Here is a 25,296-nt window from a genome sequence, read left to right as displayed (position 1 = left end):
GAGTAAATCACCCTCCTTTTGAAATTAATTTGATTTCGAAAGAATATTTTATTGAAAAGAAAATAGCTAGGTTTTCTTTTAAAAAAAATCATTTTATCCGTCGATAATATGGATTCCACTTTTGGAAAGTATTGACACTCAAACGATTCTAAAACATTCGTAAACATTAGAATAATATTTGGTTTAAGAATTTAAACCAAATTTAATTTTGTACACATAAATGAAAAGTATTGGTAACGGAATTTTTGATGGGGAATTAATTGCTTTTAAATTTGCAAAAAACTTCATTTTGGCTATTTTTGAAGTGCTTTGATTACGAAGGCAAACCCAAATATCCTTTAGAAATAAAAATCTATGTCTACAAGTACGTCATTAAACCAGTTTAGTATTCTCGACCGACTGAGCAAAGAAGAAATTCTCAAAGATTTCAGAATTGCTTTGATCAGTAGGCATGCTTCGCTGATGGGGAGGAAAGAAGTGTTCATGGGGAAAGCCAAATTTGGCATTTTCGGTGATGGGAAAGAATTGGCGCAACTGGCAATGGCGAGAGCTTTCCAATTGGGAGATTTCAGAGCTGGCTATTATCGAGATCAAACTTTTATGATGGCTTTGGGCGAACTGAGCGTTCAAGAATATTTTGCTCAACTTTACGCTCACACAGATGTCAAGGCAGAGCCTGCAAGTGCAGGAAGGTTAATGAATGGTCACTTTGCCACTCGTTCGCTGAATGAAGACGGAAGCTGGAAAGATCTTACCAAGATGTACAACAGTGCAGCCGATATTTCACCTACTGCGGCTCAAATGCCTAAATTGCTCGGTTTGGCCTATGCCTCTAAACTTTACAGAGAGAATAAAGAGCTGAAGTCATTCAAGACTTTTTCACAGCAAGGCAATGAAGTGGCCTGGGGGACTATTGGAAATGCATCCACTTCTGAAGGAATGTTTTATGAAACCATCAATGCTGCTGGGGTGATGCAAGTTCCGATGGTAGTTTCGGTTTGGGATGATGGATATGGGATTTCTGTTCCTCAAGAATATCATACGACCAAAGGAAGTATTTCCGAGGTATTAAGCGGTTTTCAGCGTACAGAAGATCAAAATGGATTCGAAATCATCCGTGCGAAAGGCTGGGACTATGAAACTTTGATTCAGGCCTATCATCAAGCAGGTGAGCTATCTCGCAAGGAACATGTACCTGTATTGATTCATGTGACTGAAATGACGCAGCCACAAGGGCACTCAACTTCCGGATCTCATGAAAGATATAAGTCCAAGGAGAGATTGGATTGGGAGAAAGAATGGGATTGTATCGTCAAGTTCAGAGAATTTATCCTCAAAAATGAAATTGCGACCGCTGATGAACTAGATGGAATCGAAGCTGAAGCAAAAGCTCAAGTTAAAGAAGAGAAGGAAGCTGCTTGGCGCTCATTTTCTTCTTCTATTAAGACAGAACTAAAGGAAGCTGTAGCTCTTATCAAAGAAGCTGCACAAAACAGTACGCGTAAAGTGGTTCTCGAGCAAATGGCTCATGAATTATCCAAGACTTTAAATCCGATTCGTAAGGATGTGATCAGTACCGTTCGCAAAGCATTGGTTACGCTAAGGCTAGATTCGGATCATAGTAAAGCAGCATTAAAATCTTGGCTTCAAAATCAAGAGCAACTGAACTTGGATCGTTACAATAGCCATTTGTATAGCCAAACTAAGTGGAAAGTGTCAAATGTCCCAGCTGTTCCAGTGGAATATGGGGCTAATGCATCACTGGTGGATGGGAGGGAAGTGCTTCAGTCATTTTTCGATCATACGCTAGAAAATAATCCTGCCTTTTTCGCTTTCGGAGAAGATGTTGGAAAAATCGGTGATGTAAACCAAGCATTTGCTGGCTTGCAAGCCAAATATGGCGAAAGTAGAGTTTCAGACACTGGGATTCGTGAATGTACCATCATTGGTCAAGGAATCGGAGCGGCTCTTCGCGGACTACGTCCAGTGGCAGAGATTCAATACTTGGATTATTTGCTTTATGGTCTCCAAATGTTGTCGGATGACTTGGCATCCTTACAATATAGAACGAAGGGTGGTCAAAAAGCGCCTCTAATCGTACGGACGAGAGGACACAGACTTGAAGGCGTATGGCATGCAGGATCTCCCATGGGAATGATTCTTTCTTCTTTGCGGGGCATGATTATTTGCGTTCCTCGCAATATGACACAAGCTGCAGGAATGTATAATACATTGCTTCAGTCTGATGAACCTGCCATGGTCATTGAGTGCTTGAATGGTTACCGTTTGAAAGAAAAAATGCCGACTAATTTGGGAGAATTCACTGTTCCAATGGGTCATCCAGAGATTTTGCGAGAAGGTAAGGATCTTACGGTTGTGAGTTATGGATCTATGTGTAGAGTAGTATTGGAGGCTGCGGATGAATTGGCGGAAATGGGTATTGAGCTTGAGGTTATCGACGCACAGACATTACTTCCTTTTGATGTCACAGGCCAAATTGGAGAATCTGTGAAAAAGACAAATAGAGTTCTTTTTGCTGATGAGGATGTACCGGGTGGGGCATCGGCGTTTATGATGCAGCAGGCAATAGAAGACCAAGAATTGTACATGTATTTGGATTCGGCGCCGCAGACTCTTGCAGCTAAGGCACATCGCCCTGCATATTCCTCCGATGGAGATTATTTTTCTAAACCGAGCGTGGAAGATGTGGTGGAAAAGGCCTATGCGATCATGCATGAAGCACAGCCAAAAACATTTCCAAAGATTTAGAACATGAAAAAGCCATCGTTAGATGGCTTTTTTATTTTAAGACCCAGGGCGGGTGATTTGCCTTAGCGTCACCTCAGGTGAGCTGACTACATTGCTTCGGTTGAGTTCGCGATCCTGAATGGATACATCAATTCGGATTGTGTCGTTTCTAAAGATGGACTCCCAGCCGGACGAAAGCATTGCATATTTAATGTTTCCTTCCACAGCTTGACCTTCCTGAGAATTTAACACTCGAGGGAATCGGCCATTAAAGGTTGTAAAAAATGGGGGGTCCTGCCATTTGAATTCAGTAAAAGTCCCGTTTCTTTTGATGAAAAATTGAACGAAAATATTGAACTGATTCGGGTTTTGCTCGACCCAGATCGTGTCTTTGACAGTTTGATTATTGATAATCGGGTCAATCACCCAGTCGATTGGATTGTAATCCGGAGCCTCGATAGGTCTGTTTGCATAGGTGATTAAATTACCTGCGAGATCTCTCTTATAAGTTACCGCATTGTAAGGTGGGTTGATATCAGTGGAAGACAAGCCAAGGTCACCTTCAGCATCACGAAAATCAAGCCCAAAAATCAGTGAATCTTGGCCATTTGTGGGGACATATTCCAAAGATTCATACGTAATGTCAGGAACGGTAGGAAAATTATCAGGAGGGTTGATACAACCAAAGGCCATCGCTGCCAAAAAGATAATTCCTGAATAGTTTTTCAAACGCATAGGGTAAGCTAATTTTACGGATCAAAGACCTTTACTGGTAAATTGCCCGAGTGCAAATTATAAAACGATGCAAGATTTCAAAAGTTTTTCAGATGACCTAACAAATTTATCTTCGGAGGCATTTGATTCCATGGCCTTAGATCTTTTTCGGTTTCAGTCCAAGGAAAATGAAGTCTATAAAAGCTATTTGAAAGCCAGAAAAGTAAATCCTGAAAGCGTTAAGACCATTCAGCAGATCCCTTTTTTACCAATTCAGTTTTTCAAAGAGTTCAAGGTGATTTCTGGTCCGGAAGAAAATTTTTCAAAGTTTTTTTCCAGTAGTGGCACCACAGGCATGATTACGAGCAAGCATTTTTTTGATTCAGAAAAACGCTACTTGAATCATTCTTTAGATTTGTTCCAAAAGGAATATGGCGAAATTGATAATTTTCATGTGCTCGCGCTTTTGCCGGCATATCTAGAGCGAAAGGGGAGTAGCTTGGTAAGTATGGCAAATCATTGGATTCAAAAATCGGGATCCGTGCATTCTGGATTTTATCTGTACAACCAAAAGGAGCTTATTCAGAAAATTGAGAGTCTTGGCTCAGACAAAAAGAATATTTTATTGTTGGGGGTGACCTTCGCACTATTGGATCTAGCTGAATCTGGTCTTCCTTTAAATCCTCCAAAAAATCTCATTGTCATGGAGACAGGTGGGATGAAAGGGCGAAGGAAAGAAATGATCCGAGAGGAAGTTCATGATATTTTGAAGCCCTTTTTTCAGGTCAACGAGGTCCATTCTGAATATGGTATGACAGAGCTCTTATCCCAGGCCTACTCGAAAGGAAAGGGGAAATATAAGATTCCATCCTGCATGCGCGTTATTTTACGAGACCTGAATGATCCCCTTGCAGAGTCTAGCACGGATCGAGGAGCGATCAATATTATCGACTTGGCGAATGTTCAGTCCTGTGCATTTATAGAAACTCAGGATCTTGGGCGTAGAGATGCGGATGGAATGATAGAAATCCTAGGTAGGATCGATAACAGCGAAATCCGCGGGTGTAACTTGTTAGTATAGTTATTGCTATACTAGATATTATTGAACATATTTGACCTGATTAAAAAATACAACATGAAAAAATTTGCGACGATTGCCCTTTTGATTGGAATATTAGCACTTGGTGCCTGTGCCTCTAGCAAGCCTTGCCCAGCATACGCTTCTGCGGACACTTTGGAAGAATCCAGAGGATAAAAAATATGCTGACTTAATAGTCAGCATATTTTTTTATGTCTTCTAGGCTGATTTCGTCTTCGCCAAGAATGACTAATCTTTCTACCACATTTCTCAATTCACGAATATTTCCTGTCCAGGGGAATTCCTGAAGTTTTTTAAGTGCTGCTTTAGACATGGATTTTGGGTGGGTTCCATTATCCTGAGCGATATCCTGAAGAAACTTTTCTACGAGTAGAGGGATATCCTCCTGCCGATCTTTCAGAGCAGGTACTTGGATAAGGATTACACTTAACCTGTGATAGAGATCTTCTCTGAATTTATTGTTCTCAATCTCCTTTTTGAGGTCCTTGTTAGTTGCAGCAAGTACTCGCACATCGACTTTGATATCCTTATCACTTCCCACTCGATTGATTAGATTTTCCTGAAGTGCACGCAGAACTTTAGACTGTGCAGACAAGGACATATCTCCGATTTCATCCAAAAAGAGAGTACCACCTTGAGCTTGTTCGAATTTCCCCGAACGCTGTTTGTGAGCTGAAGTAAAAGCTCCTTTTTCATGACCGAAAAGCTCACTTTCTATCAATTCTGATGGGATTGCCGCACAGTTGACCGCTATAAAAGGCTCGGAAGTACGATTGCTCTTTTGATGAAGCCAGTGGGCTACAAGCTCCTTACCAGTACCATTGGGTCCAGTGATTAGAACTCGCGCATCTGTTGGGGCCACTTTCTCTATGGTTTCTTTTACCAAGCGGATGGCTGAAGATTCGCCCACCATATCAAATTTCTTAGAGAGCTTCTTTTTCAGCACCTTGGTTTCGGTGACCAGATTTTTCTTATCGAGGGCATTGCGGACCGTAAGCAAAAGACGGTTAAGGTCAGGTGGCTTTGGGATAAAATCAAAGGCACCCTTTTTCGTGGCCTCTACGGCAGTCTCAATACTCCCATGCGCTGAGATCATGATGAATTGAGGAGCCTTGTCCATGGCCTTCACTTTGGCCAAAACTTCCAGGCCATCCATCTTGGGCATTTTTACATCACAAAGGACTAGATCGAAATCTTCCTCCTGAATCTTGGCGAGACCTTCTAGGCCATCTTGGGCTTCTGATACCTGAAATTTCTCATATTCTAAAATTTCCTTGAGCGTAGAGCGGATGACTTTTTCGTCATCGATAATCAATATTTTGGACATGATTCGAATATAAAATAAAAAAGTGCAAGTCTATAAGCCGGGTTCTGTTTCCTATAAGGAATCTTGTCATTTATCTAGTCCCGACTTCACAATCGGGATCCATCGATCTACCCATTCCGCATAAAAGCGAGCAGCCTTTCTCGGAATTGAATCCGACGCGAAACCTATTTGATCTTTCAACCCATAAGGTTTGCCCTGCCACTGATATCACTACCAGCGCGGTGAGCTCTTACCTCACCTTTTCACCCTTATCCAGTCCCGATAGCTATCGGAATCAGGACGGTATATTTTCTGTGGCACTTTCTGTACCACGGCCGTCACCAACCGCAGCCCTTCCCGTTAGGAAGTATGGCGCTCTATGTTGCCCGGACTTTCCTCCCCTGTCTCGATATGTACCGAGTGCAGGAGCGACAAGCCGACTTGCACGATGTAAAATTACGGGATTAATTCTAAACGGTTGGAAATATTATTTCATAGAAAAATAGTCCATTTATTCAGTAAAGATGGATTCTGAAAATTAATTGATCTTTTTTTTACAATTCATAAACAAAGGGCAATAGGTCATGTTATGTATCCGAAGGCTAAAAAAATAGCTTTTCTTCATAGTGCTGGGTTGAGCCGCTCCGACAGGAGCGGTTCTTTTTTTGCCAATAAAATTTACTTTTGCGCATGAGTAAAAGCAGACAAAGTAGATACCTCAAGTTGATAAAGCGGATCAATTGGTATCCACCGTATTTGTTTTCGGGTATTAAAATTATCGATCACGCTCCGGATTTCACCAGTTTTAAAGTTCGACTGAAGCTTACTTGGTATAATCGCAATCTTGTCGGGACAGCTTTTGGAGGATCGCTTTACTCCATGTGTGACCCTTTTTTCATGTTTATCCTCATGATTGGCCTTGGGAAGGATTACCTCGTTTGGGACAAATACGCGACGATAGACTTCGTGAAACCTGGGAAAGGAACCGTCTATGCTGAGTTTAAGCTTTCTCCGGAGGAGCTTGAGTCCATCAAAGATGAAGTTGATACGCTTGGTAAAAAAGTGTTTGAATTTCCTTGTGAGGTTCGAGGGGAGAATGGAGAATTGGTGGCCAGACTTACAAAAGGGGTGTATGTCAGAAAGAAAAATAGAGAGGCTTGATCAGCCTATTGCTTACCTTTGAAAAAAATAGAACTATGATACTGGTAGACAAAGCGGTGATTTCGGATGATATCAAGGATAAATTTTTTGTCTGTAATCTGGAGGCCTGTAAGGGAGCTTGCTGCGTAGAGGGAGATGCTGGAGCACCGCTAGAGGATGAGGAAACTTTAATTTTAGAGCAAATTTACCCTCTAGTCAAAGACTATATCACGGAAGAGGGGAGGAAAGTGATCGAAGCTCAGGGAACATGGGTGATCGATAAAGATGGAGACAAGGGTACTCCCACCATCGGCGATAACAAGGAATGTGCTTATGCCCTTCGAGACGAAAAGGGAATCCTGAAATGCGGGATAGAGCAGGCTTATTTGGATAATAAAGTCGAGTTTAAAAAACCGATTTCCTGTCATATGTATCCAATCCGAATCACGAAATACGATGATTTTGATGCGCTGAATTATGATCGATGGGAAATCTGTAGTCCTGCCTGTGAATTAGGAGCAAGTTTGAATGTCCCGGTATATAAATTTCTAAAGGATGCACTCATCCGAAAATATGGAGAAGCTTGGTATGCAAAGCTCGTAGAGGAAATCGAAGGATAAATTAACCAGCAAGCTCGTAGGCCTTTTTTAGCCAACCATATACTTCAGGAGTCAAATCTGTTTCTGAACTCAAGCAGATCCGATGGCTACACATGCCATTAGTTTTGGTGTCGGCCTCTAAGATTCCTTCTGGCTCAAAACCCTTTAGATTTATTCCAATATCAAACCTGCTTTTCGTCGCTGGGATGAGCATGGCGAATTGTTTTTTACGCTTCACACTGGTGTAGGCTTTTTTAGGTAAAAATTCAACATCAGAACCAAAGTGTGAGATTTCTGCTACTAACTGATGATAGAGTCCTTTAAAGTGTTCTTTTCCTTTGTACTGGTTTTGGAGAAGATCTTCATCTTCTTGAGATCCAGCGTCCGATTTGAGGGTTTTATGTGCTACGAGATTAGCGAAACCATGAGTAAAACCATGATCGCCTTTTAAGAATTTAAGGATCTCACCATGCTTTTGAAGCTTGGTACTTTTTACAATTTTAATCCATTCATCAAGACTTTTGCCAGTGTTGATTTGGAGATTCTCGAGCATTTTTTGTTCTGGGTCCATTTCGATTAGTGGTTAGTATCTAATTCACAAACAACAGGAAAGTGATCTGAGCATGAAAGTAATTCATCTTTAAGTCCAGCGATAATCGGGTCATCTTTTTCCAGAAATGGATTCCAGACTTTCCCCTTTGTGATTTGGAGGCCTTGACTAGCCAAAATATGATCAATTAAGACATTGACCAAATCACCAGTGATTCGGTCTCTGTATCGACTCGAGTTTGGCGTCCAGCCATATGAATTAAGTTTAGGTTTTGGGAGAGCAGATTTAAGGACGTATTCGGGTTTCCAAATATCTCCGAGAAGGATTTCTACAGCACTTTTGCTGAAGCGATTTTCGTAAAAGTCTAAGTCAAAGCCATCATTAATATCTCCCATCACAATGACCTCTTGACCCTTTTCCAAATACGAGTCACAGCGCTCTCGGATCGACATACATTCCGCAAAAAGCTTAAGTCTATCTCGCTCAGAAATTTGCTCAAACCGCGCATAATCGACCATATCAAAAATCCCCTTTGACTTGGTGTGGGCAATAATTACTCTGGAAATCAATTGATCATCTAGACTGAGGATGCTAAGTTCTAAGGGGGGACGATAGTGCTTGTACTGTTCCTTGATCAGGCGATTTGTAGTATCCATAAGGAATGGCTCATCAAATCGTTTCCCCGCTTGAGTATCAGGTGTAAAAAGCACCTTGATTTTTTGGGGATTGTAAAGAGCGCATAGCTCTTGTTGACCTGGTGATGGAAAGCCGTGTATTCCTTTCAATGGAGAATCCGGCAGATACACCGAAAGCCAGGCCTCCAATTGTTGGGAAGCAGTCTTGGATTCGTTTACCAAGGTATTTGGCCCCTCTACGATTCCCAGGAAATCAGGGTTAATGGCTGCAATGACCCTTGCCAATTTCAAACTTCTTTCGTGATCTTTTCCAGTAGTATTTGGGAGGCCGTCCAATTGGAATAAGTCTCTCATCCACTGTACGTTGAAAACTGCTATTTGAAGTTTCATTTTCTGATGGGTCTAAGGTTCTTTGTCTTTACACTTTGATATAAATTTTATTCTTATCCATCCATAAGCCGATCAGCCAGATCAACATGGTGTAACTTAGCGCGAATAGAAAGGATGCATTTTTTGGCGATAGCCAACTAGTGAAAAGGTTGGAATATATGGCTCCCTTGAAGGTTGTTTCACCCATTGGAATCATACTGAATATTGAAATTACAATTCCTGAGGCCACATATAAGATTAACGGATTGCGCCCGAAAACTTCGAAGAAATAGGTCCAGCTTTTTGAATTCTTCAATTCTATGAGGTAGATCAATACCGCAATCAAAATCAAATCTAATCCAACGGTCAGTAGCACATAAGAGCTGGTCCAAATTTTCTTATTGATAGGGAAAACTAAATCCCATGATTGTGCAATGGCGATGAGAATGATTCCAGATAAGAGTAATCTTTTAACCGTAGCAAGCGTATTTCCTCCTTTTTGAATGGCCTTGCCTGCTAGATATCCGAAAATTACATTCACTACCGATGTGAGTGTGCTCAAGATACCTTCTGGGTCAAACGGAATACCTTCACCCATATACATCCTCGATTCACCCACGACCAGCAGATCCAATTTAATCGCTGCATTTCCTGCTAAAGCATAAGGATCTGGCTGATCACCAAAGAAATACATGATAGGCCAGTATAAAATCAAAGCAGCAATACTGTAAATCCACCCGAGCTTTGGACCTCCCCAATAAAGGAGAAGTGCCGCCAAGCAGTACGCTAAAGCAATTCTTTGCAATACTCCAAAGAATCTCACTTCGGTGAGTGCTATAAATTCAATATTTCCAGCTTCGTTATAGTCGTAGAAAGGGAAAGCATTTAATAGCCATCCTATAAAAAAGATCAAGAAAGTCCTTTTGAAAACCTTGGTATAAAAGTCTTTTGGATTCATTTCTTGCATTTTTTTCATCGAAAAGCTCATCGCATTTCCCACCACAAAGAGAAAGGTGGGGAAGACCAAATCGGTCGGGGTGAAACCATGCCAATCAGCATGGGCAAGAGGGGCGTATAAAGCAGACCAACTTCCTGGAGTATTCACAATAATCATAAAGGCAATGGTCATACCCCGAAGGACATCAAGGGCTAGGTATCGGTTTGATGTATTGCTTAAATTCTGTATTTCGGCCATTTAAATTATTTAGGTTAGTGGTAGGTTATTTGTGTTGACTCCTTAAGTTAAAATATTATCTCTTGAAATTTATAAATTTCAGATCGCAGGATACTCTCGAGAAGAAATTAATACTTGCACATGATAGCCTTTGGGGCCTTCTTACCACGCTGAGGACTTTTACATCTTGCCGTAAATATGCTGCTGGAGGGATTTCAAAGGTTTTTGACTTGGCTCTTATACGTTTCGATCAATCTTTGATTAGCTTTTTCTCCTTCGTCAGTGTTGGAGCTGTGAAATATTTCAGGAGAATGCCCTGCTTTTAAAAGAAGTGATGCGGTTTCGAGTTGGATTGAATGCAATAGGGCAGAGCCAATTATGGTGGATGTAGCACCCATTTTGGCATCCATGCTAGGGATCATAGATCCTGCATCTCCAATTTCCCCAAAATTATCTAGAGCTACGTCGCAAATTTCATAAAGCTTTTGACCTGAGCTATGCCTAGAGCTTACCTCTTGGCTATGATTGAGATTGGTGAGGCAAATGGTCTTCGCACCGGCTTTTTTCGCTAGAAGGGCCATTTCTATGGGCACCGCGTTACGACCTGAGTTAGAGGCAAGAATCAGTACATCTTTTGAAGAAATTTGGTATCCAGAAAGTAGGGTAGCTGCATAGCCTTCTCGACGCTCAATCTCAGTACTAGCAGAAGCGTCGATATGAAGCATAAGATCTGGATCTAAAATCGGGCGAACTCTTGCAAACCCACCCGCTCTGTAAAATATTTCCTCTGCAAAAATGTGTGAATGGCCTGTGCCGAATGCATAAATCCAGCCGTCACTTTTCAGAGTTTTGGCGAGCACCCTCGCTGCTTGCCTGATTTTTTCTTTTTGGCCGAGGGCCAAAGTAAGTTTTTCCTGAAGTAATTTAAGGTATGATTCGGTATGCGATCGATTCATTTGTTAATTCAAAAGAGATATTTCATCGATAAATACCCATCCCTTGGACCCTGCTCCAGGATGCCATTTAGGCAGGGAGGTTATTCTATTGACCTGCACTTTGACTCGGCTGAAGTCCTGCTTGGGTAAAGTGTACGTCAAGGCTTCAAATCTAGAAGGTAGGATTTGGGTTGATTGGTCAGGAATTTCATTCACTACCCGATTCCAAGTTCCTCCATCACTAATCCAGATTTGTACCTGAGTAGGCGGGAAAATATACGCCCCCTCATGATACAGCATGCTAATCGTAATTTCTCGGGGTTTTTGATTTTCATTTAGAATAATCTCAAACTCTGCGTTCTGATCTTGATAGCCCAGCCATTCACCGGAGGTGTGATTATTCTTTCCTTTGACTTGATCAATCAAGGTGATATTTCCCTTGCCAAAATAGTTTGGATTTGGTTCTGTAAGCAAGCGCAATTCTTTAGGGGGATTTCCGGCTCTGAAGACAATAATGGAGCTTTCGGGGCTTCCCTTCCATTCACTAGCAAAAGCTCTCGCTTTTATTTCCGCTGATTTATTCACCCAAAAAGGCCCTTGGTATCGCTGTGAAGCCAAACTGTCTGGTAGATCGCCATTCAGTGTGTATCGGATTTCTGCTGTGGCTATAGGGTGGGAAATGCTGATCAATGTACTATCACCAAACATGTCCTTATCACTTTCGATTTTCGGAGAATTCAGTTCATAGACCACGGATTGGCTATCAAAACCAAAGTCGATTTCAGTATCTGGTAGAGCAACCATTAATTTCTTTTCATTTTGATCTGAAAGCCCGGTTTGCCACACAAAAAGCTCTTCCAATTGGATCATTTTGGACAAGGCTTGCAAACCATCACTATCGACTGAGTTACCTGAAATAGACAAGCTTTTGAGACTGGAATTTTGGGAAATTAAGTCTAGTTGGCTTGAATTTAAATCAGTAAAGTTGACCTGTAATTCTTGTAAATTCTCTAGATCCCGAATTATACTTAAGTCCACATTTTGAAGTGGCATTTTATTCAAGTTCAGCTGGATCACCTGCTGTCTTATCTTATTTAAATCGCTAAGTGATGAAGGGTCAAAAGCAGAAATTCCGAAATAGGAAACCACCAGGGCAGGGGATCCTGGATAAATTGGTTCTACTTTTCTGAAGAAGTTGTTCAACTCTTCAATATCATCGGGATCAGCTGCAGCAAATTCAAAAGGCGTTTCTGTCTCAAATTTTTGAGATGCTAAAACGAATAATTCTGACTCAGGCTCAATGTCCATGAGCTTTTGATCAAACTTAGCTCCAGCTATCACCCAGTCCATGAGGATTGATTTTTCTTCTTCCGTGAGTTGAGGCTTGTTTTTGGGTGGCATATGCTCTTTTGCCTCAAGAGGCAAATTGATTCGCTCCACCATTAAAGAATTCGCCAAATCTCCAGCCGTGACAAAAGGACCTGTCTCACCCCCAGCTTGGATTCCTTCAATATGGTCGAGCCGGAGCTCGCCTTTGATCTTGCCTTCCTTATGGCAACTGACACATTTCGTGTTTAAGATGGGCTGTACCACATCTCGGAAAACTTCAGCTTCGCTCAAGGCGATCAATTCTGGCTCTTCATCCATAAGAGGTGCAAGTAGGAAGTTCTCCCCATGCGTAAGGTCAGCTCCCCAATGCCCCGTAAGTACAATGCCCAGGGCCAATGCAAGTGAAGAGGGTTGCAGTATTTTTTTGGATTGATTTCTTAAAAAATAAATCAAAACACCTCCTAAAAAAACCAGCAAACCAGCATTTTGATGCCATTCTAAGGCATTTCCTTCGTAATCTTCTTGTGCCAAAACGAGGCCGGCAATGACAGTAATTCCTGCGAAATTTACTCCAGCTAGTAGCGAGAGTTCGCCGAATTCTTTCAGATCAGGTTTTTGATCGATTTTTGGAATCCAAAAAAATAAAACTCCGAAAAGAATCAGGACAATAGGGAAATGAAGGATGAGCGGATGACTTCTGCCTAATACTTGTATCCATTCTGGAAGGATGACTGAATCACCACCTATCCAAAGGATGAAAGCTAATCCCAGCCAAACAAAAAGAGTGTTTTCTAAAAGAAAACGTAGGGTCTTGGTTTTGATCATAAGGACTAGGCGATGATGTCTTTCACTACATGACCAGAGACATCGGTCAGTCTATATCTTCTCCCCAGATGCTTATAAGTCATGCGCTCATGGTCAACCCCCATCAAATGCATTACCGTGGCTTGGAAGTCATGTACATGCACCGGATTTTCTGTGATGTTATATCCAAACTCGTCAGTCTCACCATAGACCATTCCGGATTTCACACCACCTCCAGCCATCCAAATGGAAAAGGCTCTTGGGTGATGATCTCGCCCATAATTATTTGCTAAGATTTTTCCTTGGCAGTAATTCGTTCTTCCAAATTCGCCTCCCCAAATCACTAAAGTCTCATCGAGTAGCCCTCTCTGCTTCAGATCTGTGATCAAAGCTGCAGAAGCCTGATCCACATCTTGCGCCTGAAGAGCCATTTCATTGGGTAAATTGCCATGCTGATCCCAACCTTGATGATAGAGTTGCACGAAACGCACGCCACTTTCAGAGAGTTTTCTGGCCAAGAGACAATTGGCGGCATAAGTGCCTGGTATTAGACAGTCCGGTCCGTATAGCTTGACGATGCTGTCTGGTTCCTTCGATACATCTGTCATTTCAGGTACCGCAGTTTGCATCCTGAAAGCCATTTCGTATTGCGCCACTTTAGCCGAAATTTCAGGATCGTTGAATTCTCGATAATTAATATCGTTCATTGCTGCGATCTGATCTATCATTTTTCGACGCTCTGATCTTGACATAGACTCTGGATCTTTCAGATAAAGTACAGGGTCTTCTGAATTTGAAAACTGAACACCTTGATGAGTGGCATCCAAAAAGCCATTGCTCCAAAGTTTGGAATACACTCCTTGGCCATTGCCTCTACCTCTGCTTAGCAATACACAGAATGCGGGTAGGTTGCTGTTTTCGCTTCCTAGGCCATAGCTGAGCCATGAACCCATGCTTGGTCTATTTCCTACCTGCGCTCCAGTCTGGAAGAAGGTTAATGCTGGATCATGGTTAATGGCTTCTGTGTGCATGGATTTGACTATGCAGATGTCATCTACGATGCTGGCAGTATGTGGGAAAAGCGAGGAAATCCATGCTCTTGACTCCCCATATTGATCAAAATTAAAGTATGAGCCTACTAGTGGAAAGGAGTCTTGGCCTGCTGTCATACCTGTAAGACGCTGCTCTCCACGTATGGATGCAGGAAGCTCCTGCCCCATATTTTTATTTAGGAGGGGCTTGTAGTCAAACGATTCCAATTGGCTGGGCGCCCCATTTTGAAAAAGATAAATCACTCGTTTCGCCTTAGGAGCAAAATGAGGTAAGGCATCCATTATGGCTTCTTCTGGGTTTGGTTTACCCGAAAAAAGGTCAGGGATGAGCAAAGATCCTAGCGCAGCACTTCCTACTCCTAAACTCAGTCTGGAAAGGAATTTTCTACGGTTCATGTTTAATCCATGCTCTAGAATTTCTTTTTCCATAATTAGCTCTTTGTGATAGTTTCTTCCAAATTATAAATGCTCACGATGACTTGCATCAATGCAGCTGTTTCCTTGGTGATCGCACTATCATCAAGTGGATACTCACCAACGCTTAAGGCACTCTTGATCTGATCTGGGTTTTCTCCGAATCGCTCGACCTGATCTTCATAGTAATTTTCTAAAATATCAAGTTCCTTACTGGCTATATCTCTACAGACGATACGCTTGAAAGCCTCAGAAATGGCTGCTTCAGGGTCTTTTGTTGTTTCGTTGAGCTTGCTCGCTAGCACCCGAGATGCTTCTAGGACCATTGGGTCATTCATCATGACCAAGGCTTGCAAGGGGGTATTGGTTCTGCCACGGCTAAGCTCACATCGATCACGATTACTCGAGTCGAAAATGATCGCTTTTGGTGGAGGTACTGTAAGTTTGATGAAGTTATACAATCCTCTTTTATAGAGACTTTTTCCGGTGTCTTGGACATAGGTGGCCAATACTCCACGCCCCGAGGTCGCCGACTCCCAAATTCCCTCAGGTTGATAGGGTTTTACGCTAGGCCCGCCGATTTCTCTGACCAATAATCCACTGCTTGCCCATACCAGGTCTTGGATATTCTCTGCGGGCAAGCGTAATCTTGGAGCTCTTGCTAGATAGATATTTTCGGGATCTTTGGATAGGTGATCGGATTCGATAATTGCAGATTGCTTATATGTAGCTGATGTCAGAATTTGCTTCAAAAGGCGCTTAATGTCCCAGCCATTTTCCATAAAATCCACGGCCAGCCAATCCAGAAGTTCAGGGTGTGTGGGTAGGTCGCCTTGCATACCAAAGTCACCTGCGGACTTTACGATGCCGGCACCAAATATTTCCTGCCAAATTAAATTGACAAACACACGTGCTGTTAGCGGATTATTTTCATTGGTAATCCACTTTGCTAGCCCTAGACGATTTTTCTCTAAACCATCATCAAATCCTAGTATTGAGCTTGGGGTGCTTGGTTCAACAGGCACAGTTGGGGCATCATATACTCCTCGATCCAGAATGAATGTGGTTCGCTTCTCATCTCCCTCCAGCTCATCCATGACAGAGATGCTTAAATCAGTAGTGTCTTTATGATTGATGAAATTTAGAATCCCGGATAGGTCTTCCTGATCCACCCAAAGGATGGGAGTTTTTGCAGGCTTGGATTGGCTCACATCCCCTTCATATCCCTTTTCAGGGCTATTATTGAAAAAGGCAAAAAATTGGTAATACTCCTTTTGCGAGAGCGGATCATATTTATGATCATGACACTGTGCACATTCCATGGTGATGCCAAGAAGTCCCTTGCTGACGGTATTAGTTTTATCCAGCACGTATTCGATTCGATATTCTTCATCGATGACTCCGCCTTCTTCAGTATACTTGTGATTTCTATTGAACGCTGTGGCCAAGATTTGCTCCTTGGTAGGATTAGGTAAAAGATCCCCGGCTAACTGCCATGTGATAAACTGATCATAGGGCATGTTCGCGTTAAGTGCATGAATTACCCAATCTCGATAGGGCCATTGTGTCCGGATATTGTCATCCTGGTAGCCGTAGCTGTCTGAATAACGAGATATGTCCATCCATAAGATTCCTAATTTTTCACCAAACGCAGGATCGGCCAAAAGCCCATCTATTAAATCTTCATAGCTCAATTCTCCGGAAAAATCACCAAATCTATCCAATATTTCTGGGCTAGGAGGGAGACCTGTTAGATCTAGACTCGCTCGTTTGATTAATTCATGGGGTTTGGCTTGGGGATTAGGCTTCAGTCCCTGCTCTTTCATTTTAGCCCAAGTGAACTGATCGATTTCATTAGTTCCCCAACCATTTGATTCTGGTGGACTAGACTTCTGAGGTTTAACAAACGCCCAATGCGGCTCGTATTTGCCACCTTGCTTGACCCACTTGGTGATCAATTCTTTCTCTTCATCGGTCAATACTAAATTTGACTCGGGCGGAGGCATAAGCTCGCCTAGATCTTCAGTGTAGATTCGATGAACTACCTCAGACTTTTCAGGATCTCCTGAAACTAGTGCAAATTTCCCTGGGCTCTCCTTCAATGCGGCAAAAGCACCTTCCTCGGTATCCAAACGCAAATCTGCCTCTCGTTTATTCGCATCAGGACCATGGCATGCGAAGCATTTGTCTGAAAGAATGGGGCGAATATGAAAGTTGTAACTGACCTGATCTACATTTTTTAGGCTGCTTGTTTCAGCTCCTTTGTCATCACAGCTTGAAGCGATGATAAGCAGTACAAAAACAGGTATAAATGAAAGTAGTCTTGAGGGCATGCTTTATATAGTATTCCAAAATCAAGTTATGGAAAAATTTTATTAAAGTCAGGTCGGCTTAATGTTAATTTTTGGATAATTATTGACACTGAAGAAAGAAAAGATTTGAAAGTAGCGGTTAATTCAAACTAATCGGAATGTGCAAGAATACCGAACCAAATTTTCGAATTTGATAGAAACAAAAAAGCCACTCAATTCGAGTGGCTTTTTGTTTGGTTTTGTATGCTTACTTGATCTGCGAAAAATCAAAGTCCTCCAAAAACTTCGTGGTGAAGTTCCCAGCATTGAATTGCGGATCATTGAGCAAAGCAATATGAAAGGGAATTGTTGTTTTCACTCCATCGATCACGAACTCTTCTAAAGCTCGCTTCATCCGCACAATGACTTCTTCTCTACTCTGCCCACTTACGATCAACTTTGCGATCATGGAATCATAGTTTGGCGGAATGACATATCCTGCATAGACATGTGAGTCCACACGTACTCCGCGGCCGCCTGGCATGTGTAGGTTTTGGATTTTCCCAGGGCTAGGTCTAAACCCATTAGCTGGATCTTCGGCGTTGATTCTACACTCCATAGCGTAGAGCTTAGGGTAGTAATTTCTGCCACTGATATTTTCTCCTGCTGCAACTTTAATTTGCTCCTTAATCAAGTCAAAGTCGGTCACTTCCTCAGTAATCGGATGCTCTACTTGAATACGAGTATTCATCTCCATAAAGTAGAAGTTACGATGCTTATCGACTAGAAACTCGATCGTTCCAGCTCCTTCGTATTTAATGGCTTCAGCGCCTTTGATGGCTGCTTTACCCATAGCTTCACGAAGCTCTTCAGTGATGAAGGGAGATGGAGTCTCCTCGACCAGTTTTTGATGTCTTCTTTGAATAGAACAGTCTCTTTCCGAAAGATGACAGGCTTTGCCGTTTTTGTCCCCGATGATCTGAATCTCGATGTGTCTTGGCTCCTCGATGTATTTTTCAAGATACATCCCGTCATTGCCAAAAGCTGCTTTGGACTCCATACGAGCGTCATCCCATGCTTTCTGAAATCCACTTTCATCCTTGACGATACGCATACCACGACCTCCTCCACCAGCAGTGGCTTTGAGAATTACAGGGTATCCGATTTCTTTTGCGAGTTTTTGACCTTGGACTACATTATCGATGAGCCCTTCAGAACCAGGAATGGTAGGCACACCAGCCTTCTTCATTGTTTCTTTGGCTGTTGCCTTATCGCCCATACGATTAATCATATCGGCACTCGCACCTATGAATTTGATTTTGTATTCATCACAGATCTTTGAGAATTCGGCATTTTCCGAAAGGAAACCGTAGCCTGGATGAATCGCATCTGCATTGGTGATCTCAGCCGCAGCTATGATTCTTGGGATATTCAGGTAAGAGTCTTTGCTTGGTGCAGGCCCTATACAAACGGCTTCATCAGCAAATCTCACATGAAGGCTATCCTTATCAGCAGTAGAGTAAACTGCTACTGTTTTTACACCCATTTCTTTGCAGGAACGGATGATTCTAAGGGCTATTTCACCTCTATTGGCTATTAATATTTTATTAAACACAGCAATGGTATTAGGTGAAAAATGGATTACCCGGCAGGATCTACCAAGAATAGGGGCTGGTCATACTCCACAGGAGTGGCATTTGACACAAGAATTTTGACGATTTTACCTGAAATATCAGATTCGATCTCATTGAAGAGTTTCATCGCCTCGATGATACAAACCGTATCTCCAGCTTTGATTTTACTTCCTTCAGTCACAAAAGGATCTGCATCTGGATTCGGAGTCATATAGAATGTTCCGATCATTGGGGATTTGATCTCGATCAAGTTAGATGCCACAGGAGCCGCCTCTTCTGTTGCTGCTGGAGCAGGAATGGGGCTAGGAGCTGCGGCTGCAGGCGCTGGACTTGCAGGTGCACTTTGGAAAGTTTGTACCGGAGCAGAGTCTGCATATTTCTTTATTGACAATTCAAATTCTCCTGTTTTGATTTTGACTTCTGCCAAACCTGAATTGGAGATGTAATCTATTAGCTCTTGAATCTCTTTAGCTTTCATTCAATTTTTTTTTAAGGTAGGTTCCTTTGAAGGAAAAATAAATTGGGTGATTTGATGTCACCCGCTTGAATTGATAAGGTGAGGATTACTCCGCGAAAATGAAAGTTATTTTACGCGTTCGGAGTATGATCCATCACGAGTATCCACTTTGATCATAATATCCTGCTCCACAAAAAGCGGGACCATTACTGTCGCTCCCGTCTCCAATGTCGCTGGTTTCAGCGCGTTGGTCGCGGTATCACCTTTGATGCCTGGTTCGGTATAGGTGATCATAAGTTCCACGAAAGGAGGCAACTCGACCGAAAGGGGAGTTTCTGTCTCATCGTGTATCAAGATATCCACCATTTGGCCTTCTTTAAGTAGCTCCGGTCTTTCGATCAGGTTTTCCTGAATTGAAATCTGCTCAAAAGTATTAGAGTCCATAAAGTTATAGCCCAAGTCATCTTGATAAAGGTACTGATGGGGACGTTTTTCTACTCGAGCAGTTTCCACTTTTTCCCCAGCGTTAAAGGTTTTGTCAAGCGTTTTTCCGCTTTGCAACCCTTTTAGTTTGGTTCGCACGAATGCGGCTCCTTTTCCTGGTTTGACGTGCTGAAATTCAACGATACTGTAAATATCATTATTCATCACAAGGCACAAACCATTTTTAAAATCAGCTGTACTTGCCATAGTATTTAAATTGTATTCAAGTTATTTCGGGTCATAGGCCCACTTCACATAAGTGGCTCCCCAAGTAAATCCACCCCCAAAAGCCGCTAATATCAAATTATCGCCCTTTTTCAGTTGTTTCTCATATTCCCAAAGGCAAAGTGGAATAGTGGCTGCTGTGGTATTGCCATAGCGCTCAATATTCATCATTACCTTTTCAGGGCCAATGCCCATGCGGTTTGCAGTGGCATCGATAATTCGTTTGTTGGCCTGATGTGGGACTAGCCAAGCCACGTCTTCACCTTTTAGACCATTGCGCTCCATTACTTCTGCACTCACATCTGCCATATTGGTCACAGCAAATTTAAATACAGTAGCTCCTTCCTGATAGGCAAAGTGCTCCTTTCGGTCCACGGTATCATGGGTAGCAGGTCTTCTACTTCCTCCTGCTTTCATATGAAGATAAGGTTCTCCAGATCCGTCTGATTTCAAGATTGAATCCATGATACCCACATTTTCAGTAGTGGCTTCTAATAGTACAGCACCTGCACCGTCTCCAAAGAGAATACAGGTGGTTCGATCCGTATAGTCGACAATAGAGGACATTTTGTCTGCGCCTACTACGATCACTTTTTTATGCGTTCCAGCTTGGATAAATTGAGTGCCCACGTTTAATGCGAACAGAAATCCAGAACAAGCAGCAGCCAAATCAAAGCTAAAACTGTTTTTTGCGCCGACTTTGTCTGCAATAATATTTGCTGTGGCCGGGAAGGGTAAGTCAGGAGTGACTGTGGCGCAGATGATCAAATCGATCTCTGCAGGATCAGTTCCTGTTTTTTCGAGAAGTCCTTTTACGGCTTCAGCACCCATGACGGAGGTGCCTTGATCCTCTCCCTTTAAAATTCTTCTTTCTTTGATGCCAGTTCGGCTGAGAATCCACTCATCGTTTGTGTCGACAAGGGTCTCCAATTCTTTATTCGTAAGTCGGTATTCGGGCACATAGCCTTGGATACCAGTGATCATGGCTCTAATTTGGTCCATTCAGTGTTTGGTTTTCCGGGCAAAAAAATTGACCGGGCTGGGTTGTTTGGGTCGAGATTACCCGACGTGATAAGGGTCAAAAATATTACAAATGTATCTTACCACCAAAACAAATCTTACTTGGCTAAGGAATAGCGTAATCTGGGCGGCTTTTTTGGTCAAAAAAAAATCCACCCTGAAACAGGATGGATCTATTTTGAAAGTATAGCAAATTAAGCCAATACCTCTTTTTCCATGATCACTTGGCCTTTGTAATAAAGTTTGCCATCAAGCCAGAAAGCTCTGTGTGGAAGGTGAAATTCACCAGTCGTTGGGCATTTAGCTAGGCCTCTTGCTTCCAACTTGTAATGAGTTCTGCGCTTGTCTCTTCTGGTTTTTGAAATTTTTCGTTTAGGATGTGCCATTTTATGCGTGGTTTATGATTGTGCTTACTTTTTTAAATTTTTGAGCGAAGCCCACCGTGGATCAATCTGCTCTTCTTCGGAAATTTCGTTTTCCTCGTCTCTTTCTATAATTATAAATCCACCCTGAATTTCAGGATCGTCATTATCTAATTCATTTTTATAATCAGGATGAATTCTTTTTGTAGGAATAGCCAACAAGATGAATTCATACAAAAGCTGCGCAATATTGATTGATGGGGTGTCACGAGTGATCATGTACACATCTTCATTGATTTCTTTTTCCTCTCCACCAAACTTATAAATCATCGTTTGCTGAATGTCCAATGGGTAATCGAACTTTTCTAAGCTGCGATCACAAGTCAATTCAACTTGCCCATTGATTTCAAAATCAACCTCTATCAAATTTGCACCAATATCCATTTTGACCCGTACGGCCAAATCTCCCTTGTCAACAATCTCATTATCCTCAAAATGCGAGAAAAACTGATCATCAATCGTGAAGTCGATCTCATGGACACCTACATTATACTTAATTACCTCTATATCAAAGGTTCTGAAGAATTTGTCCATAGCTCCTCCTGATTTAAGACCGCAAATTTAGGGATTAATTTGAATACTTGGAACCGTATTAGAAAATATTCTTTGGTTTTTTTGCCGATTTCTCCTAGGATACAGCTTCTTCCAATTGCTGATGGGTATTGACCACATCTACTGCCAGAAATAAGGCTGAGCGCATCGATCCTGCTTCAGCAAGATTTTGCCCCGAAATCGCATAGGCGGTGCCATGGTCTGGTGAAGTTCGTACCACAGGCAGTCCAGCCGTGAAATTTACCCCGCTGTCGAATGCCAGTGCCTTGAACGGGATCAACCCTTGGTCATGATACATGGCCAAGACTCCATCAAAACGTTTTTGCTGCATCATTCCGAAGAAGCCATCAGCTGGATAAGGACCAAAAACATAAAGGTTTTGATCCTTCAATTCATTGATGGCAGGCTGGATGATTTCTATTTCTTCTTTGCCCAAAAGCCCGTCCTCACCTGCATGTGGATTCAGTCCCAATACGGCGATTTTTGGTTTATTGATACCAAAATCCTTCTCGAGACTGGAGAGCATAAGCTTACATTTTTCCTTGATCAGCTCCTTGGTAATGGTCTGAGTGACTTGATGGAGAGGAATATGCCCAGTGATTACCCCAACGCGAAAATCTTCAGACACCATCATCATTAGACTTTTGTTTTTCCCCACAGCCTTGGTTAGGTGCTCGGTATGTCCAACAAAGGGAGTTTGCTCGGTGTTAATGTTGTTTTTATTGACCGGGGCGGTAACCAAACCGTGGATTTTTCCAGATTTGAGATCCTCGATTGCTGCCTCAAATGAATCCAGCGCAAATTTACCAGCCAACTCCGACTCGGTACCTGGAAATACATCTGGGCATTCTTCGGAGATGTTGAGAACATTGACTTTTTTATGATGAATACTATCAATATCCCTAGTCTGATGAAAGTTGAAGTCTTCCATCGAAAGTGCCTTGCGATAAAACGCAATGATTCTCCCATGACCATAGATCACCGGAGTAAACATTTTAACCATTCGTGGGTCCGAAAGTGCCTTGAGGATTACTTCTGGACCTATGCCATTGCAATCGCCAATACTGATTCCTATGATGGGTTTATTTGAGTTGGGGTTCATACGCTTTTCTGCTTCCTTTCGACCTATTCCTTGTTCGGCTCTCGACCTTTGGGAATAATGTTATAATTTTAAACGCAAGTTACAAATTTTAAAAGGCTATCGATGAAAAAGGTCAGGGCGAAAAAGCATTTAGGTCAACACTTTCTGAAAGATTTGACCATTGCTGAAAAGATAGCCGATGCGGTGACAGGTCACATGGGGACCAAAGCGATCTTGGAGATTGGACCCGGGATGGGAGTCCTTACGGATTTTCTTTTGAAAAAAGACTTTGATTTGCATCTCATCGAAATTGACCGAGAGTCTATTGCCTATCTGAAGGAAAAATATCCTGATCTGGAGTCAAACATGATTTTAGGGGATTTTTTAGAGCATGATTTTCGAACGATCTTCCCTGAATCCTATATCGTGATGGGGAATTTCCCATATAATATTTCCTCGCAAATTTTCTTCCGAGTACTTGAACAGCGTAGCAAAGTGACTGAGGTGGTCTGCATGCTGCAAAAAGAAGTGGCTGAGCGAATCGCATCACCGAAAGGGAGCAAAGCCTATGGCATTTTGTCTGTATTACTTCAGGCTTTTTACGATATCGAATACCTTTTCACTGTACCTCCTCATGTTTTTGATCCACCTCCGAAAGTCAACTCTGGTGTGATCCGCCTCACGCGAAATAATGTGGAGAATTTGGGCTGTGATGAAAAGCTCTTCTTCAAGGTGGTCAAAGGTGGTTTTGGGAATAGAAGGAAAACCCTTCGTAACTCGCTAAAATCTTTTGATCTTGCAGAGGATTTGAAGGAGCATCCGCTGATGGACATGCGTGCAGAGCAGCTGGATGTATCTGATTTTGTGTTTTTAACCCAAGAAATAGAAAAATCTCGTGGAAGCCATTAAGCAATTCGAACTCTCCAAGGAGTACCTTGAAAGTCTTCAAGTGGCCATTGAGGAGGAGAACCTGAGTTTTATCGAAGAGTCTTTTGACGGAGTCAATGTCGCTGATATCGCCTCCCTTTTGGAAGAACTCTCGATGGATGAGGCGATCTATGTCTTCCGCGCAATGGATCTACAAGTTGCGGCCGATATCCTGATTGAACTAGAAGACGATACGCTGGCCAAAGTCCTGAAGGAAATGGACGAAACCGAGATCGCTAGTCTGGTGGAGTGCATGGACTCGGATGATGCTGCCGATATGCTGAACCTTTTTTCTCAAAAGGAGAGAGAAGATATCATCAGCCATTTTAAGGATAGCGCCAAAACAGCGCTAATCCTCGAACTTCTTCGATACGACGAAGATACCGCAGGTGGTATCATGGCAAAGGAGTATATCCGTGCCAATAAAAACTGGACGATGGTTCAAACCATCAATGAGATTCGACGGCAGGCGGAAAATGTGGAGAAGATTTTTTCGATTTATGTGGTCAATAATCGCCAGCAATTGCTGGGGCGGGTTTCATTGAAAAAGATAGTGCTAGCCGCAGATGATACCAAAATCGCAGATATCTATGAGGATGAGGTGATTTCTGTTCAAACGTACGAGGACCAGGAGGAAGTGGCGGAGATCATGCGTCGCTATGATTTGGAATCTATTCCTGTCGTCAATTCTAAAAATGTGCTTGTAGGTCGAATTACTGTAGATGACATCCTAGACGTAATTCGTGAAGAAGCTGAGGAAGATATGCAGGCCATGTCCGGTATCTCCGATACCGTCGATGAATATGACTCTGTGATCAAATTGACCAAGGCTCGGTTACCATGGCTGTTGATCGGTATCGTAGGAGGCTTGATGGGAGCTGGATTTATTGGTTTTTTTGAAGCTGGCTTGAGCAAAGTAACAGCACTAGCTTTCTTTATTCCACTAATTACTGCAACCGGTGGAAATGTGGGGATTCAATCCTCTTCGTTGGTGGTTCAATCCTTAGCCAGTAAGTCGGTGTTTGATGATAGTCTTGGAAAAAGGTTTTTTAAAGGACTTTTGGTTGCCTTATTGAACGGTGTGATCCTCGCCCTTTTTGTATTTGGGATGGTGGTATTGTTTTATGGAAATGGGACCAAATTTGCTATGGTGGTGTCTATAGCCTTGTTTTCTGTGGTATTACTTGCCTCATTCATGGGCACCGTAACTCCAATTGTCCTAGATCGTCTTGGCATAAATCCAGCTTTAGCTTCGGGTCCTTTTATCACCACTGCAAACGATCTGCTCGGTTTGGCAGTTTATTTTTTGGTAGCGATGTCGTTACTCAATCTCTAA

Annotated in this window: 22 protein-coding genes and 1 other RNA gene; 6 read left to right on the top strand and 17 right to left on the bottom strand. The window is 42.3% G+C overall.

What is annotated here, in order from left to right; genetic code table 11:
* The first annotated feature begins 354 nt into the window (after window positions 1–354).
* On the top strand, window positions 355–2,769 hold the full coding sequence (locus ACFOSV_RS15490; RefSeq protein ID WP_377906945.1) for an alpha-ketoacid dehydrogenase subunit alpha/beta: 2,415 nt from the start codon (window positions 355–357) through the stop codon (window positions 2,767–2,769).
* A gap of 36 nt (window positions 2,770–2,805) precedes the next feature.
* Here ACFOSV_RS15490 and ACFOSV_RS15485 read toward each other — a convergent pair whose 3' ends face one another.
* Window positions 2,806–3,483, bottom strand: coding sequence for a hypothetical protein (locus tag ACFOSV_RS15485; RefSeq protein WP_377906944.1), 678 nt, complete (start codon window positions 3,481–3,483; stop codon window positions 2,806–2,808).
* Between the two features lie 67 nt (window positions 3,484–3,550).
* Here ACFOSV_RS15485 and ACFOSV_RS15480 point away from each other — a divergent pair, with 67 nt between their 5' ends.
* Window positions 3,551–4,543 carry a LuxE/PaaK family acyltransferase gene (locus tag ACFOSV_RS15480; protein ID WP_377906943.1) on the top strand — a complete coding sequence of 331 codons (993 nt, stop codon included), beginning with the start codon at window positions 3,551–3,553 and terminating at the stop codon, window positions 4,541–4,543.
* A gap of 187 nt (window positions 4,544–4,730) precedes the next feature.
* Here ACFOSV_RS15480 and ACFOSV_RS15475 read toward each other — a convergent pair whose 3' ends face one another.
* Together ACFOSV_RS15475 and rnpB are read right to left on the bottom strand one after the other, a co-directional pair.
* Window positions 4,731–5,888 (bottom strand): sigma-54-dependent transcriptional regulator, encoded by a 1,158-nt coding sequence (locus ACFOSV_RS15475; protein ID WP_377906942.1) that lies wholly within the window; start codon window positions 5,886–5,888, stop codon window positions 4,731–4,733.
* A gap of 17 nt (window positions 5,889–5,905) precedes the next feature.
* Window positions 5,906–6,315: RNase P RNA component class A (gene rnpB / locus ACFOSV_RS15470), an RNA gene on the bottom strand.
* A gap of 242 nt (window positions 6,316–6,557) precedes the next feature.
* Between rnpB and ACFOSV_RS15465 the strand changes: the two genes are divergently transcribed.
* Window positions 6,558–7,028, top strand: coding sequence for a DUF4442 domain-containing protein (locus ACFOSV_RS15465; RefSeq protein ID WP_377906941.1), 471 nt, complete (start codon window positions 6,558–6,560; stop codon window positions 7,026–7,028).
* Window positions 7,029–7,063: 35 nt separating this feature from the next.
* Window positions 7,064–7,627: a DUF3109 family protein gene (locus ACFOSV_RS15460; RefSeq protein ID WP_377906940.1), complete on the top strand. Its 564-nt coding sequence runs from the start codon at window positions 7,064–7,066 to the stop codon at window positions 7,625–7,627.
* Between the two features lies 1 nt (window position 7,628).
* On the opposite strand, the gene ACFOSV_RS15455 is transcribed toward ACFOSV_RS15460, so the two are convergent.
* The 14 genes from ACFOSV_RS15455 to pdxA all read right to left on the bottom strand — a co-directional run bounded on the left by ACFOSV_RS15455 (window position 7,629) and on the right by pdxA (window position 23,054).
* Window positions 7,629–8,177, bottom strand: a complete 549-nt coding sequence (locus ACFOSV_RS15455; protein ID WP_377906939.1) for a DUF4287 domain-containing protein — start codon at window positions 8,175–8,177, stop codon at window positions 7,629–7,631.
* A gap of 5 nt (window positions 8,178–8,182) precedes the next feature.
* Window positions 8,183–9,181, bottom strand: a complete 999-nt coding sequence (locus ACFOSV_RS15450) for an endonuclease/exonuclease/phosphatase family protein (protein WP_377906938.1) — start codon at window positions 9,179–9,181, stop codon at window positions 8,183–8,185.
* A gap of 28 nt (window positions 9,182–9,209) precedes the next feature.
* The gene (locus ACFOSV_RS15445; RefSeq protein ID WP_377906937.1) at window positions 9,210–10,355 is read right to left on the bottom strand and encodes an acyltransferase family protein; all 1,146 of its coding nucleotides are present in this window, start codon (window positions 10,353–10,355) and stop codon (window positions 9,210–9,212) included.
* 194 nt (window positions 10,356–10,549) lie between these two features.
* A complete protein-coding gene (locus tag ACFOSV_RS15440; protein WP_377906936.1) occupies window positions 10,550–11,290 on the bottom strand; it encodes a sugar isomerase domain-containing protein in 741 nt (246 codons plus the stop codon).
* Window positions 11,291–11,293: 3 nt separating this feature from the next.
* Window positions 11,294–13,423 carry a c-type cytochrome domain-containing protein gene (locus ACFOSV_RS15435; protein WP_377906935.1) on the bottom strand — a complete coding sequence of 710 codons (2,130 nt, stop codon included), beginning with the start codon at window positions 13,421–13,423 and terminating at the stop codon, window positions 11,294–11,296.
* Window positions 13,424–13,428: 5 nt separating this feature from the next.
* Window positions 13,429–14,883, bottom strand: coding sequence for a DUF1501 domain-containing protein (locus ACFOSV_RS15430; protein ID WP_377906934.1), 1,455 nt, complete (start codon window positions 14,881–14,883; stop codon window positions 13,429–13,431).
* A 2-nt stretch (window positions 14,884–14,885) separates the two neighbouring features.
* The gene (locus tag ACFOSV_RS15425; protein ID WP_377906933.1) at window positions 14,886–17,201 is read right to left on the bottom strand and encodes a PSD1 and planctomycete cytochrome C domain-containing protein; all 2,316 of its coding nucleotides are present in this window, start codon (window positions 17,199–17,201) and stop codon (window positions 14,886–14,888) included.
* 226 nt (window positions 17,202–17,427) lie between these two features.
* Window positions 17,428–18,774 (bottom strand): acetyl-CoA carboxylase biotin carboxylase subunit, encoded by a 1,347-nt coding sequence (gene accC, locus ACFOSV_RS15420; protein WP_377906932.1) that lies wholly within the window; start codon window positions 18,772–18,774, stop codon window positions 17,428–17,430.
* 26 nt (window positions 18,775–18,800) lie between these two features.
* On the bottom strand, window positions 18,801–19,271 hold the full coding sequence (gene accB, locus ACFOSV_RS15415) for an acetyl-CoA carboxylase biotin carboxyl carrier protein (protein WP_377906931.1): 471 nt from the start codon (window positions 19,269–19,271) through the stop codon (window positions 18,801–18,803).
* 105 nt (window positions 19,272–19,376) lie between these two features.
* Complete coding sequence (efp, locus tag ACFOSV_RS15410) at window positions 19,377–19,940, bottom strand: elongation factor P (RefSeq protein WP_377906930.1); 564 nt, start codon at window positions 19,938–19,940, stop codon at window positions 19,377–19,379.
* Window positions 19,941–19,961: 21 nt separating this feature from the next.
* Window positions 19,962–20,960, bottom strand: coding sequence for a beta-ketoacyl-ACP synthase III (locus ACFOSV_RS15405; RefSeq protein ID WP_377906929.1), 999 nt, complete (start codon window positions 20,958–20,960; stop codon window positions 19,962–19,964).
* 212 nt (window positions 20,961–21,172) lie between these two features.
* Window positions 21,173–21,364 carry a 50S ribosomal protein L32 gene (rpmF, locus tag ACFOSV_RS15400; protein WP_377906928.1) on the bottom strand — a complete coding sequence of 64 codons (192 nt, stop codon included), beginning with the start codon at window positions 21,362–21,364 and terminating at the stop codon, window positions 21,173–21,175.
* Between the two features lie 24 nt (window positions 21,365–21,388).
* Window positions 21,389–21,934, bottom strand: a complete 546-nt coding sequence (locus ACFOSV_RS15395) for a YceD family protein (protein WP_377906927.1) — start codon at window positions 21,932–21,934, stop codon at window positions 21,389–21,391.
* Window positions 21,935–22,028: 94 nt separating this feature from the next.
* Window positions 22,029–23,054: a 4-hydroxythreonine-4-phosphate dehydrogenase PdxA gene (pdxA, locus tag ACFOSV_RS15390; protein ID WP_377906926.1), complete on the bottom strand. Its 1,026-nt coding sequence runs from the start codon at window positions 23,052–23,054 to the stop codon at window positions 22,029–22,031.
* A gap of 102 nt (window positions 23,055–23,156) precedes the next feature.
* Between pdxA and rsmA the strand changes: the two genes are divergently transcribed.
* Window positions 23,157–23,942, top strand: a complete 786-nt coding sequence (gene rsmA, locus ACFOSV_RS15385; protein WP_377906925.1) for a 16S rRNA (adenine(1518)-N(6)/adenine(1519)-N(6))-dimethyltransferase RsmA — start codon at window positions 23,157–23,159, stop codon at window positions 23,940–23,942.
* Window positions 23,929–25,296 (top strand): magnesium transporter, encoded by a 1,368-nt coding sequence (gene mgtE, locus ACFOSV_RS15380; protein WP_377906924.1) that lies wholly within the window; start codon window positions 23,929–23,931, stop codon window positions 25,294–25,296. The genes rsmA and mgtE overlap by 14 nt, the downstream gene beginning before the upstream one ends.

This window comes from Algoriphagus namhaensis (genome assembly GCF_042649705.1).
Classification (GTDB): domain Bacteria; phylum Bacteroidota; class Bacteroidia; order Cytophagales; family Cyclobacteriaceae; genus Algoriphagus; species Algoriphagus namhaensis.
Note: the sequence above shows the minus strand (reverse complement) of the source record. Positions and strands in the feature narration are given on the sequence as shown.